Annotated in this window: 13 protein-coding genes; 9 read left to right on the top strand and 4 right to left on the bottom strand. The window is 61.0% G+C overall.

Going from position 1 to position 12437, the window contains the following annotated elements; all coding sequences use genetic code 11:
- Positions 1-504: 504 nt before the first annotated feature.
- The 5 genes from P0M12_RS18480 (at position 505) to P0M12_RS18460 (ending at position 4972) form a co-directional block, all read left to right on the top strand.
- Positions 505-1800 (top strand): hypothetical protein, encoded by a 1296-nt coding sequence (locus P0M12_RS18480; protein WP_346772267.1) that lies wholly within the window; start codon positions 505-507, stop codon positions 1798-1800.
- 46 nt (positions 1801-1846) lie between these two features.
- Positions 1847-3100 (top strand): wax ester/triacylglycerol synthase domain-containing protein, encoded by a 1254-nt coding sequence (locus tag P0M12_RS18475; RefSeq protein WP_277376690.1) that lies wholly within the window; start codon positions 1847-1849, stop codon positions 3098-3100.
- 137 nt (positions 3101-3237) lie between these two features.
- Positions 3238-4122, top strand: a complete 885-nt coding sequence (locus P0M12_RS18470; protein ID WP_042452347.1) for an MBL fold metallo-hydrolase — start codon at positions 3238-3240, stop codon at positions 4120-4122.
- A gap of 186 nt (positions 4123-4308) precedes the next feature.
- Positions 4309-4770, top strand: a complete 462-nt coding sequence (locus P0M12_RS18465; protein ID WP_003943740.1) for an Hsp20/alpha crystallin family protein — start codon at positions 4309-4311, stop codon at positions 4768-4770.
- Positions 4771-4828: 58 nt separating this feature from the next.
- Positions 4829-4972: a hypothetical protein gene (locus P0M12_RS18460; protein ID WP_165639161.1), complete on the top strand. Its 144-nt coding sequence runs from the start codon at positions 4829-4831 to the stop codon at positions 4970-4972.
- A gap of 356 nt (positions 4973-5328) precedes the next feature.
- Here P0M12_RS18460 and P0M12_RS18455 read toward each other — a convergent pair whose 3' ends face one another.
- Positions 5329-6045: a TetR/AcrR family transcriptional regulator C-terminal domain-containing protein gene (locus P0M12_RS18455; protein WP_042452349.1), complete on the bottom strand. Its 717-nt coding sequence runs from the start codon at positions 6043-6045 to the stop codon at positions 5329-5331.
- 223 nt (positions 6046-6268) lie between these two features.
- On the opposite strand from P0M12_RS18455, the gene P0M12_RS18450 reads away from it, so the two are divergent.
- The 4 genes from P0M12_RS18450 to P0M12_RS18435 all read left to right on the top strand — a co-directional run bounded on the left by P0M12_RS18450 (position 6269) and on the right by P0M12_RS18435 (position 9838).
- Positions 6269-7600 (top strand): ice-binding family protein, encoded by a 1332-nt coding sequence (locus tag P0M12_RS18450; protein WP_277376689.1) that lies wholly within the window; start codon positions 6269-6271, stop codon positions 7598-7600.
- A gap of 20 nt (positions 7601-7620) precedes the next feature.
- The gene (locus P0M12_RS18445; protein ID WP_277376688.1) at positions 7621-8253 is read left to right on the top strand and encodes a class F sortase; all 633 of its coding nucleotides are present in this window, start codon (positions 7621-7623) and stop codon (positions 8251-8253) included.
- 95 nt (positions 8254-8348) lie between these two features.
- Positions 8349-9500 carry an alkane 1-monooxygenase gene (locus P0M12_RS18440; protein WP_054826870.1) on the top strand — a complete coding sequence of 384 codons (1152 nt, stop codon included), beginning with the start codon at positions 8349-8351 and terminating at the stop codon, positions 9498-9500.
- The gene (locus P0M12_RS18435; RefSeq protein WP_063314901.1) at positions 9497-9838 is read left to right on the top strand and encodes a hypothetical protein; all 342 of its coding nucleotides are present in this window, start codon (positions 9497-9499) and stop codon (positions 9836-9838) included. The genes P0M12_RS18440 and P0M12_RS18435 overlap by 4 nt, the downstream gene beginning before the upstream one ends.
- A 78-nt stretch (positions 9839-9916) precedes the next feature.
- On the opposite strand, the gene P0M12_RS18430 is transcribed toward P0M12_RS18435, so the two are convergent.
- The 3 genes from P0M12_RS18430 to P0M12_RS18420 form a co-directional block, all read right to left on the bottom strand.
- Positions 9917-10333, bottom strand: a complete 417-nt coding sequence (locus P0M12_RS18430) for a hypothetical protein (RefSeq protein WP_037131026.1) — start codon at positions 10331-10333, stop codon at positions 9917-9919.
- A gap of 12 nt (positions 10334-10345) precedes the next feature.
- Positions 10346-11107 carry a pentapeptide repeat-containing protein gene (locus P0M12_RS18425; RefSeq protein WP_277376686.1) on the bottom strand — a complete coding sequence of 254 codons (762 nt, stop codon included), beginning with the start codon at positions 11105-11107 and terminating at the stop codon, positions 10346-10348.
- Between the two features lie 244 nt (positions 11108-11351).
- Positions 11352-12152: a peptidoglycan DD-metalloendopeptidase family protein gene (locus P0M12_RS18420; RefSeq protein WP_277376685.1), complete on the bottom strand. Its 801-nt coding sequence runs from the start codon at positions 12150-12152 to the stop codon at positions 11352-11354.
- Positions 12153-12437: the final 285 nt, after the last annotated feature.

Here is a 12437-nt window from a genome sequence, read left to right as displayed (position 1 = left end):
AAGTACTTGCAAGACAACCTCTCCAATCGTCAACAAACTCTCGAGCACAGCGATCGGCACTCTGCGCCACAACCGACACAAGTAGACAATCCGCACAATCCATACAAACAATGCGAATCGTGCGACAATCGGACGGTGAACGAGACCGCGAGTGGAGTTTCGCACCCGCACCGACCGCGACTGCTGAGCGTCGGCGTCCTACTCTCCGCCGCCCTCCTGTGGTCCACTCCCCTCGCCGCTGCCGCGCCCACCGAACCTGGGCCGGCCAGTTGCATATCATTCGGAACCGCCCAACTGCCACCAGGTGCGCCCTCCGGTGGAGGTCGAGTCGGGTTGGCAAACCTACCGACATTCACCGGTTCAACCGCCCCCAGCTCGGTCCAGATCCGCACGCCAACTACGCAATTCAATCGTTTCTGGGACTTCGCGCTAGTCGACCACGACTTACTCGCTCGGCCGCGAGAGACAGGCGCATCAACGGCTCAACCGTGGCGTTTCGTGCCGATGCCCGAGTGCCTGCGTGGACGACTGGTCGGGATATCACTGGACGACGACGAACTCGTCGCGGTCGACGACAACGGCTGGATCTACACGATGGACAACGCATCCCAGGATCCGCTGGTGTGGGATTGGACCTCGGCATGGGGCGCACCGCTGTGGAGCGGTCCCGGCCGACAACTCCCCGGAGACCACCCGAACGGGTGGGCACTGAGCGTCTCGTCGCCTTGGGACAACCAAACTTTCACCGACGTCGCAGGACGGATTCACTTCGTCGGACTCGCCAAGATGACGATGATCCCCACGTTGACCGGGGATGGCAGCCGGATAACCTACGCGGACCCGTGGCTGCCCAACGACGACAGCTACGAGATCGGCGGCCCGCTCGGCGGGCGATTCCAGGCGGACTCGCTGTCGGCGGCCGGATCAACCACTTTCGTGATGAACAAGTACGGCGACATGTACACCCGCACATTTGATTTCGATTCTTCGGGATCGGACTCGATCTTCTTCCGATACAGCTGGGAAGATCAGTCGGACAAGCCCAGCGCACCCAACCTCGTGGCCGAAACACTCGACCGCAGCACCGCCGCGATCCGACTTCCGGCCCCAGACTGGGTGCACCAGCCCAAAATTCCCGGTGAAGTCACATCCGCGATCAGTGTGCACTCACTCGGTCCCGGCCCGAACCGGCGGGAGTTGCGTGTCGAGGGTCTCCGCGGCGCCGAATCCGGCTTCTGGCACAAGGATCTCGTCGGCAGCGACTGGGAGTTCACGCCGACCGGCGCGTCCCTCCTCGGCACACTGATCGAAAACGCGCCGACAGACCGGTCGACGGATACCCTGTCCACCGCTGCCCCCTGGCACTTGTCCACGACCTTGCCCGCCCGCGACGGTGCCATCGACGGTCAGACTCTGATCGACATCGGGTTTCCGTACTCTGTGGTGGATCCGCGCATGCTCGACGCGATCGGCCAGCACGCACAACCGTCCGGATACCGACTGGACGTGGACCATTTCGACCCGGTCGCCACCACGCGGACCGCGACCGTGACTGCACCGGATGGCACGGTTCTTCCGGTCGTCCTGCACACCGCCGACGGACTACGGATGACTCCCCGCGCATCCGGCCTCGATGCCGATCCGCGCCACCTCGTCGGGGCAATCGAGATCCCGTCGGACGCGTACGCGGATCGGGCATCGAACCCCGCTCTGGACGCGTTCGTGCAGGACTGGATGCACGGAAACCCCATTGCCGCGATCACGCTCAGCGCCACCGACCACGACTTGGTGATCCGCTAGCCGAAACCAGCGCCGTCCACCGTGTCGCCTCGATTAGGCTCAGCAGATGGTCGACACCACACCCGACGTGCCGATATCACCCGTCGACGCTGCGAGCTTCCAGCTCGGTGTGCACGTCCAGCCCTACCTGGTCACTATTGCCGGACTGCTCGCTCCTGGCGGCTTCGTCGATCGAGACGGTCGACCTGATCTAGTGCGACTTCACCGCACTCTCGCCGCTCACATCGCGCAGGAGCCGTTACTGCGGCAGCGACCGATCATGCGGAACGGGTCATGGTGGTGGACGGAAAACGACATCGACTTCGACCTCCATCTCTCGCTTGACGAACGCGGGCCTACAGAACCCGACTTCGAATCCGTCTGTGGTCGACTCGTGATGCAACCCCTCGACACCACCCGACCGTTGTGGCACATCGCCTTCGTTCCTGCAGCTCGACCGGGTCTGTGCGGCATTGTCATCCGAGTGCATCACGCGGTTCTCGACGGCGCCAGAGCCAGCGACCTTTTCGAGCGCTTGTTCGCCTCACCTGATTCGAAAAGTACCGACCCGGGCGCTCCCGTGCCGAACATCCCTCCGAAGGCCGCCGGTTCCCTCGACCTCCTCCGATTTCGAATCGGTACTTTCCTGCACCGGCCAATCCGATCACGGGTGTTACTGGGCGCCATTGGTCCCACGAGATCGATCTCGTCCGTCAACGTCGGCACCTCTCTGATCGAGCATGCCGCGCAGCAAGCGGGAGGCACGTTGAACGATGCCTATCTCGTTGCGGTGGGCGGCGGACTGCGATTCATCCTCCAAGAATGCGGCGAGCCCATCCCCAAGTCGATTGCGGTATCGGTACCCGTCGCAGTCACAGCGATCGGTAGCGCACGCAATGCCGTCGGGTTCATGATCATCGACCTTCCACTTCGTGAAACCGACCCACAACGCACAGTCGCGATCGTCGCGAAGCAAACCGCTGCGGCCAAACCTTCCGCACGCGCTGCGGGAACAACCTTTCGGTCACCGCGTATCGCCGGCATTTTCGACAAGCTCGCAAAGCGGCAGCACATGATCGGTGCAGTCGTGTCCAACGTCCATGGACCGCGCGGCCCGCTCACACTCGACGGGGCAGCGCTAGTCGAACTCTGGCCTCTGGGCCCGTTGGCGGGCAATGTCCGCGTCGGCTTCACCGCAGCGTCCTACAACGACACATTCTGGATCGGAATCCAGGCCGATGCCGAGCATCTCCCACCTGCAAGCAAGATCGCCCGAGCCGTCGAACGGACTCTCGACGAAATAGCCGACACTGCACACTGACTGGATCTACTGCCACTATCCGATGCACCTCGCCGCTTGGGCAACGGATACTGTCGAGACGTCTCGACAACATCTCCACTGATTCGAACCTGCAAGCCGGTGTCGTCACGACACGATCGTCACGAGGAAGGCGAAAGATGTTCACACCTGCAGAATTCGGCAAGGTCTCGGTACTGGTTCCTGAGAACGGTGGTGCCGTCCCCTACGGGAACACCGTGGTAGTGCACGGATCTGAAAGCACGCTCGTCATCGACCCTTCGCTCTCCCTCGACCGCGACCCCGTCGGCGCAGACCTCGTATTCGTCAGCCACGGGCACGAGGACCACATCGCCGGACTACGCCATTTCGACACCCCGGCCTATGCGCACCATCTCGACGCACCCGCAGTCGCATCCCTCGACACGATGCTCACCAATTACGGCCTTCCTCCGAACGAACGAGTCGAGGTCCAGCAGTCGATTGCTACGCAATACGGCATACCCCCGACCCACGAGAACGTGTCGGGGATCGCGGGCGGCCACGTCTTCGACCTCGGCGACCGCACTGCGACAGTCATTCATTTGCCAGGGCACACCCGCGGACACTGCGGGGTCCTCGTCGAACCCGACGGCTTCTTCTACGTCGCCGACATCGACCTCACCTCCTTCGGCCCGATGTACGGCGACCTGGGTAGCAGCGTCAACGACTTCCTCGACTCCATCGACCACGTCGCAACGATCGACGCACGCTGGTACGGAACATTCCATCAGAAGGGCGTGGTCGAGGGCAGCGACGAGTTCCGTCGCCGGTTGTCCGCATACCGCGACAAATTACTGAGCCGCGAAGACCGTCTCATCCAATTCCTCGGCGAACCAAAACTCTTGGAAGACATAGTCGCTCATCGACTCGTCTACCGCCCCCACGTATCGGCCCCGTACGTCGACGCCGTCGAACGACGGACAGCTCAGCTACACCTCGAACGACTCATCGCATCCGGTGCCGTCACAGTCGACGAAGACAAGGTGTTTCGCCGGACCCTCTGACATCCCTGGCGAACTGATCGCGCCATTTCGGATACTTCCGAAAATCGGACCGAAGTTCACCGAAAAAATCTGGCACTCGAGGTTGCAGAGTGCCAGTTTGGCTGGTTATCATGTTCTCGCACAGTAAGTTCGGTCGCCGTCGAGGTGACGGTGACCTTTCTTAGACGATACGGGAGGTGTGTTGCTGTGCTTCGTTTCGATCCTTTCACCGACATCGACGCGATCACCAAGTCCCTGCTTGCCACCGGAACCGGCAGCAGCCGAAGTCCACGCTTCATGCCGATGGACCTCTACAAGATCGATGACCACTACGTCCTTCACGCCGATCTTCCCGGCGTCGACCCAGGATCAGTGGACGTACAGGTAGACGGCTCGACCCTCACCCTGACCGCGCACCGCAGCGCCATTTCCGAAGAGGGAGTGACGTGGCTGGCCGGTGAGCGTTTCACAGGAACATACAGAAGGCAGCTGTCCATCAGTGAGGACATCGATTCCGAACGGATCGTCGCCTCATACGACAACGGAGTGTTGACCGTGACCTTGCCGATCGCAGAGAAGGCGAAACCGCGGCGGATCGAAATCTCGTCGGGGCCGCCGTCCCGCACCGCAAACTCCGAGGTGAAAGCCCAAGGACAGATCGAAGCCTGACCTGAACGGCTTGGCACGAAATCGACTGTACGAGAGCCTTTCATCCAGGAGGTCCACTATGCCCGCGCCAATCATGGCCCCCGCCGCAGCTCTGGCTGAACCGGTCGTCTGGAACGAAGACCCGCAGCGGCAAGGCTGGTGGAAGCGCATCCTCGCGGCCACCCCGCCCGAGAACCCCACCAACGAAGAATTTCAACCCTGACAAAACCAGACCGTGTTCGCCGAATACGGTCACCCACAAATGAATTGATGCCTTCCGTCCGTCCACCGAGGCGGACGGAAGGCATTTACAGGCGCTCTACACACGTTCAGCTCGATGAAGCCTTCCGGCCGAACCGAAGAGCCATCACCTGCAGCAGGTCAGGAACCGCCCGAAATGGGCGAAGCAGGACGAAACACTCACACAACAAGGACGAAGCTCGCCGCCACCTGCCAACCGTGACTCGTACGGTTGAAATGTAGACGTCAGTGACTGCGCTGACGCTTACCGACCTCGTCGGTCCCCTGAATTGTGTGGCCGTCGAGGTCGTCTCATGTCTATACCCAAACTGAAAGTGGTCAGCCCTCAACCCTCGTCGGAGGAGATGCCGTCGCCAGACCCTCCAGAAGGATTGCCAGACCGCGCTCGAGTTCGTCCTGCCCGTCGTAGTGAGCCATGATCGTAGCCATCGACCGCAGTCTCGGAAACTCGGCAAGCGCAAGCCGATGCAGACCGAGTCGCAAGAGATCGTCCGTCTCCTCGGGATTTTCGACTATTTCCTGAAGCTCGTTGAGAATGTGCCCGTTGAGGAAGCCGAACACTGCTCGGTAGATGTGTAATGCGTCTTCAGGAGTGAAACCGGCCCGTATCAGCAGTTCGAGAATCGCTTCGACGTAGCGCAACGTCCCGGGAGGGCGCAATCCGAGCGGGGTGGACAGCGGCCGAGTGACCAGCAAAGGAACCACGTTGGGGTGCGCGAGCGCGAGGCGGCGATACCCGTACGCAACCGCGTGCAGCTGCCCCCTCCAGTCGCGATCGGACGGGTCGACGACCAGTTGTTCGAGCACGGTCTCGACGACCCCGTCCAGCAGGGCCGCCTTGTTGGCCGCGTACCTGTAGAGAGTCATCGGATTTCTGTCGAGCGCTTTGCCCAGTCGGCGCATGGAGAGGCCGTCGGCACCTTCCTCGTCGATGATCGCCAACGCCGTCGAGAGTACGAGCGCCCTGGTGAGGGGCTCCTCGCGGTCCGCGGCGGGAATCAAACCCTTAGTGCGATCTGGCGAGTGTCCGGTCATCCACAAAACATACATCGTATGCCTACGCGTTGACAGAACAGTACGGCTGGTTTACTGTTCGGATACGCCCTATGCATACAACGTATACACACATCGTATACCCGGAATGTCCGGATTTACGTGGGCGCTCATCGATACGTCCCGGCGCCGGAGTCGGCGCGGACGTACGGACTCACTTTCGTCGCATGAGTCCCTTCTTCAAAGGATCGAAGATGAACAGAACATGACAGCACCCACCGCAACACGACGCTCGCGGTTCTTTCAATTCTCGGGTATTGCAACGATTTCCGTTTTCTCCGTCGGCATTCTCGTCTTGCCGGCCGGCACTGCCGGTGCGGAAGCGACTGCTGTCGGACTCGGCACCGCTGAGCCCTTTGCAGTCCTTGCCGGAGCAGGAATCACCAACACCGGACCGACAACCCTCGGCGGCGATATCGGCACGTATCCGACGCCAACCATCACCGGTGTATCGGACCTGACGATTACCGGCACCAATCATGGTGGCGACGCGGTATCGCAGGGAGCGAAACCCGACGTGTTGACTGCCTACAACACTCTTGCCGGTCAGGGACCCACACAACCGACGGGAGCCGACTTGACCGGTCGGACACTGGTTTCGGGTGTCTACAACTCCGGTTCGTCGATCGCACTGTCGGGAACCGTCACCCTCGACGCGCAAGGTGACCCCGATGCAGTCTTCGTCTTCCAAGCGGGATCAACGCTGATCACATCGTCGTCCAGCACCGTTGCACTGATCAACGGAACGCAGGCGTGCAATGTTTTCTGGCAGGTTGGAAGTTCCGCCACCCTCGGCACCAACTCCGTCTTCCGAGGAAACCTGTTGGCGCTGACAGACATTACTGCCACAACCGAGGCAACCGTCGAGGGTCGACTGTTGGCGATCAATGGCGCGGTCACTCTCGATACGAACACCGTTACGATCCCGACCTGTGCGCCTCCTGTCACGACTACGACCCCGACCACTACGACGACTACGGTCCCGCCTGACACCGCGACAACTACCACCACGACTGTGGTCCCGCCGGTGGTGACTACAACCACGACGGTCGTCCCGCCGGAGGTGACTACAACCACGACGGTCGTCCCGCCGGAGGTGACTACAACCACGACTGGTACACCGGTGGAAGCGACGACCACCACACCAGGGCCGAACGGCACGACTACAACCACTGTGGACGTACCGCCGATCATCACGACCAGCCGAAACATTCCGTCCATACCCGAGATTCCCGGTCTCCCACCACTGCCGGGAATACCTCCCACCGTTCCCGGGACGGTAACCGTCCCGTCTCGTGTGCCGACGACGTCAGCTTCTCGAACGGGTACCCCGACCACTCAACCGGTAGGCCCGGGATCCCCGAATGTTCGAGCCCCTCAGGTGCAGCAGGTACCACGAGGGTCGGTCGACACCGGTGACGGAAGCACACAATCCCAACGCGACGGACAGTCCAGTGGAGGGTGGATCGCCCTGCTAGTCGGCTTCTTCAGCGTCGTGGCTATGTCGGCCCTCGTCGTCCGTCGGACAAGTCGATAGATGAAAGACAAAACTCCGTGATGGCTCCGCGAACTCGCCGAGCCATCACGGCTCTCGCCCTTACTGTTTCAGTACTCGTAACGGTGGTCGGATGCGCCGGTGGACAATCCGACAGCGGAAATTCACAACCACACTCGTCGCCTCGACAAGACACCACATCCGCGCCACGCGCCACTGACTCTGCACTGCCCGAAGGGGCGCCGGTAACTGCTGACCACCGCCCCGCGCGCCTCGAAATCCCGTCCATCGGCGTCGACACCGACATCATCGATCTCGGACTCGATACCGATGGAGCACTCGAGGTCCCACCGGATGGGAAGGACGCAGGGTGGTACACCGGCGCTCCCGCCCCCGGTGAGGTCGGACCGGCAATCATCGCCGGCCACGTCGACTGGCAAGGCACCGACGGGGTCTTCTTCGATCTGCGGAATCTCGAAACAGGAGCCGACATCATCGTCACCCGCGAAGACGGAAGTCGCGCAGTGTTCACCGCTACCAGTGTCGAACACTTCCCCAAAGAGGACTTTCCCACCGACGTTGTATACGGCGACATCGACCACCCCGGACTCCGGATCATCACGTGCGGTGGATCCTTCGACGAAACCGCACGCAGTTACAACGACAACATCATCGCATTCGCCGACCTGGCCTAACCGCCTGAGACGCCGCAGCACACCACTTCGAAAGTCCGCACGAACCGTTGGAGAGCAATGACCGTATTCCACTTTCCCGTGCTCGAGAAGTTTCGATGACAGACACCGACGACATTCGAGCGAGCGCCGAAGCAGGTGTCGACGCTCCTGCATGGCGGGATCGGAAGCGTTACTGGTGGCCGTTGGGATTGCTGATCCCGCTGAGTCCCTTCCTGTCCTGGCTGCTGGTCGAATATTTGCACCTCGGCCTGTTCTGGGCGACCGGTGCCTGGATCCTGATTCTCGTCATCCCGATCGTCGACGTCGCAGTCGGCGCAGATGGCCGCAGCCCACCGGACAACGTGATCGCGGCATTGCAGGACGACCGCTACTACCGCTGGTGTACCTACCTGTTCGTGCCACTTCAATACGCTGGCCTCGTCTTCGCCGCATGGTGTTGGGCGCACGCCCCGATGGCAACCGGAGAGAAGATCGCACTGGCGATGACCGTCGGCGTCGTTGCAGGCGTCGGTATCAATGCCGCACACGAACTAGGCCACAAGAGCAGCCGCCTCGAGCGGCGGTTGGCGAAAATTGTGCTCGCTCAATCGTTCTACGGGCACTTCTACATCGAGCACAATCACGGTCACCACGTCAACGTTGCGACGCCGCGCGATCCCGCCAGTGCTCGTTTCGGGGAATCGTTCTGGATATTCCTGCCCCGCAGCGTATTCGGAGGTCTGAAATCGGGCTGGCGGATCGAATCAGCACGCCTGCGCCGGCAGGGTTCACCCGCACTGTCGCCTCGAAACAACATCTTGCAGGCATGGTCGCTGAGCGCCGCACTGTTCGGGACGTTGATCACCTTATTCGGGTGGCAGATACTGCCCTGGCTGCTCCTGCAAGCCTTGGCCGGGATCACGTTCCTCGAGGCCGCAAACTACCTCGAACACTACGGATTGCTCCGTGCGCGAAGACAAGACGGCAGCTTTGTCAAAGCCCGGCCCGAAGACAGTTGGAACAGTGATCATCTCTTGTCCAATTTGTTCCTGTACCAATTACAACGACACAGTGACCATCACGCGAATCCGCGTCTGCGCTACCAATCTCTGCGCAGCGCTCCAACCGCTCCGCAACTCCCTGCCGGATACGCGGTGATGATCGTCTGCGCTGCCGTACCACCACTGTGGCGGCGGATGATGGATCACCGTGTCCTCGGCTACTACAACGGCAACGTCGAGCTCATTCACACCAAGGCGACGATATGAATGACAATGCCCGAGACGACGACCACAGCGACGGGCACTACACGGCCACCGGGCCGACCAAACACGCCAGAGCTGCGTACCAGCCGGCGCGCACCCGGCTCAGACGAGCCGCACCGAGCCTGGACGTCGTCGCTGCCGCGGAGTACCTGTTGACCCAGCCCGACGCATACCTCTATCGCCGCCGATACCTCGACCTGATCACTCAAACCCCCGGGCCCGACGGAACATCGATCACCGACTACGCCGCAGCTGAACGCTACCTACTTGTCACCGCTACCGCGCACCGCAGAACTCACAGTGAGGTTCGTCCATCGCCGGCACCCGGCGATTTTCTGTGAAGTGGTCACCGCAGTGTTTGATGCCAGAGAGTGACAACAGCCTGACGAATGCGGGAGCGCAGCATTTGTCATTTGCCATCACAGCTTTGATTCGCGCTCGCCAATGTCATCGAGGATCAAGAACTCGATCTTCGCTCGCTCCCCGTCCGCATCGAAGTCGTTGTCGCGGTCTGAGACACGCGTGATCAGTTCCGTCAGTGCCGCATGGATCGTCGTGTACAGAAATGCACGCGGGTCGGACACCCCCATCACGTCGTCAGTGTTCATCTGTACCTGCGCCGTAGCGGTACGCCTGCCCAGAAACACACGCGGAAGCCGGATCCCGGTCGGATCGGTCACCACGGAGATGTCGCCACCAACGACAACAAACAGATCGAAGTCGTACTGCATCGCGATGCCCCTCAGCCGGTGTCTGAGCCGAGTCAACTCCTCGATGAAGTCAAGCGGCACCGACGGTCCACCGAATACTGTCCTGAACGTGACCCCGCGAGTCATCGATCTGCCCCTTTACGAATCATCCATTTCAGGATCGAGGGCCATACCCTCTGTATCCCCCACGCCAAGTGCTCGGGCATATCGACCGGCATACCGCTCCAGTGCGACTGCTGAATCGGCCTCACCTTCCCATTGATCCGGAATCGCGGTGCCGTCACACGTTGTTCGCGACACTTGCGCCTCGGAGAACTCGACAGCGGTCCGGGTGAAGGAACACCGCACAAAACTCGTGGCCGCCGAGAATCGTGCGCCGCCGAAAGTGCACTCCACGAATGAGGTATCGGCGAACTGCGCACCAGTCAGGTCTGTGTCGTCGAATGCGCATCGTTCGAACACAGTATTGGGCACGGAGCGGAGCCCGCGTGCTTTGGCTCCAGTGAAATCGCAATCGACGACCCTCGGTCCGAGCGCCACACGCGAGAGCGTCGCACCCCGGAAACTGCACCGTTCGAATCGGCGATTGAAACGGGGCTGTCCGGTCAGTGCCACGAAATCGAAACGGCAGTCGAATAATTCGGATTCGAAGACGGAGATCGAACCCCGAGCGAAACTCAGATCAATCCGTTCCAACGTGAGATACCGGATGTCCAATCCAGCGCTACCCGCTGTCAGGCCACGCACATCGATCAGCCCGTCATCGGTCTCCGCCCATGGGGAGACGAGAGTGTGGGGCGGCTTGACGATCCGCGACTGATCGAGCAGCTGCGCCCGTAAATTATCGACGCCCTCATCTGACCAACGTCGACGTAGGGAGGTGATCGCGGACCGGTTCACGGGCTCAATAGTATCGGCAAGATCCCCAGCGATTGGCCGTGGCTGCCCGAGAAGCGAACCACCACACATCAGTACTTCGGTAGGAATCACTTCTCGGAGCGCGCAAAACAGCCGGACCGTGAAATGCACGGCCCGGCTGCAGCGCTCACGCGCACGAAGTGGAACTCGGAGTCAACTGGGGTACTGAAACCGGTCGTGTACGAGCCGTTGACTCATCTCCGGATCAGTATCGAATTATCAACTCTCACAAGTTGATCACGTCGCCCACAAGGATCTGATCGGGATTGACGATCTGCGGATTCATGTCCCACACCTGCTGCCAGGTGAGACCTCGTTCTGTCGCGAGGTCGAACAATGTATCACCGGCTGCAACGACTACCGCTGAGCCGGGCGCTGGAGTCTCCGACTCCGGAATGCTTTCTACCGGTGCAGATTCGGATGTCTCAGAGTAGACAACGGGAGCAGGCGCCGGTTCCGGTGCAAATTCGGGTGCTACGTCCTGTGCCGGCGCGGGCGCGGGCGCAATACTCGACCCGGTATCGCACGCCCCGATCGAACTCAGGAAGGACATGGGATCGACGGCGCCTCCACTGTGAATGCGGAGATGCAGATGTGGGCCGGTGGAGCTACCGGTGTTACCCGTTGCCCCGATCTCGTCGCCTACCTCGACGTGTTGCCCCACACCGACCCATGTTTCGGAGAGGTGGCCCATCTGAATCTGCTCGCCACTGTCCGCTTCCAACTGGATGTACGTTCCATATCCACCCGGATCATTGGGTCCGGCAACAGAAATCGTGCCCGATGTGGGCGCGTGGAGCGCGGTGCCGACGTTGACAGCAAAGTCGACTCCGTCATGTCCCGCGTGGTAACCCTGCGAAAGTGATCCGCTCACCGGCCACTCCCAATTGCAACTCGCCGACCAGCCCTGCGCACCGGCGGTACCTGCATTGGCTACTGCTCCGGCCCCCACAAGGGCGCCCAGTCCCGCAGTTACGGCGATGAATCGTTTTGTGCTGGAAGGCTTGTGTTTTCTGTGCTTACTCATGTTTTCCTTGACTGATGTGCTCGGAGCAGGTGCAGGCTCTACCCGCAGACAGCACTCAATACGTGCTGAGCTACTTGGTGTATCGCACCAAGACTCCGTTGGAGTGAAATGTTCGGATCGCGCCATGGAGAGAGGTACGGTGACCGCTCTCGAACGCGAGCGCGCGCATAGACCCGCAGGTCTGCATCCCCTGGTGACAGCACAGGAGATACGGGTTCTACATCGAGGCAGTGCCTGAATCGATCGTTGATCGAGGACTACGAATGCCGGAACAAACCGAAGGCT

Origin of the sequence: Rhodococcus sp. RCBS9 (genome assembly GCF_029457415.1) — a bacterium.
Taxonomy (GTDB): domain Bacteria; phylum Actinomycetota; class Actinomycetes; order Mycobacteriales; family Mycobacteriaceae; genus Rhodococcus_F; species Rhodococcus_F qingshengii.
Note: the sequence above shows the minus strand (reverse complement) of the source record. Positions and strands in the feature narration are given on the sequence as shown.

Coding starts and splice junctions, on each gene's coding strand:
- P0M12_RS18430 (WP_037131026.1), bottom strand. CDS start 10,333: ATGACTCGCGGGGTCACGTTCAGGACAGTATTCGGTGGACCGTCGGTG.
- P0M12_RS18460 (WP_165639161.1), top strand. CDS start 4,829: ATGCCCGCGCCAATCATGGCCCCCGCCGCAGCTCTGGCTGAACCGGTC.
- P0M12_RS18470 (WP_042452347.1), top strand. CDS start 3,238: ATGTTCACACCTGCAGAATTCGGCAAGGTCTCGGTACTGGTTCCTGAG.
- P0M12_RS18445 (WP_277376688.1), top strand. CDS start 7,621: ATGGCTCCGCGAACTCGCCGAGCCATCACGGCTCTCGCCCTTACTGTT.
- P0M12_RS18480 (WP_346772267.1), top strand. CDS start 505: ATGCCCGAGTGCCTGCGTGGACGACTGGTCGGGATATCACTGGACGAC.
- P0M12_RS18450 (WP_277376689.1), top strand. CDS start 6,269: ATGACAGCACCCACCGCAACACGACGCTCGCGGTTCTTTCAATTCTCG.
- P0M12_RS18440 (WP_054826870.1), top strand. CDS start 8,349: ATGACAGACACCGACGACATTCGAGCGAGCGCCGAAGCAGGTGTCGAC.
- P0M12_RS18455 (WP_042452349.1), bottom strand. CDS start 6,045: ATGACCGGACACTCGCCAGATCGCACTAAGGGTTTGATTCCCGCCGCG.
- P0M12_RS18475 (WP_277376690.1), top strand. CDS start 1,847: ATGGTCGACACCACACCCGACGTGCCGATATCACCCGTCGACGCTGCG.
- P0M12_RS18435 (WP_063314901.1), top strand. CDS start 9,497: ATGAATGACAATGCCCGAGACGACGACCACAGCGACGGGCACTACACG.
- P0M12_RS18420 (WP_277376685.1), bottom strand. CDS start 12,152: ATGAGTAAGCACAGAAAACACAAGCCTTCCAGCACAAAACGATTCATC.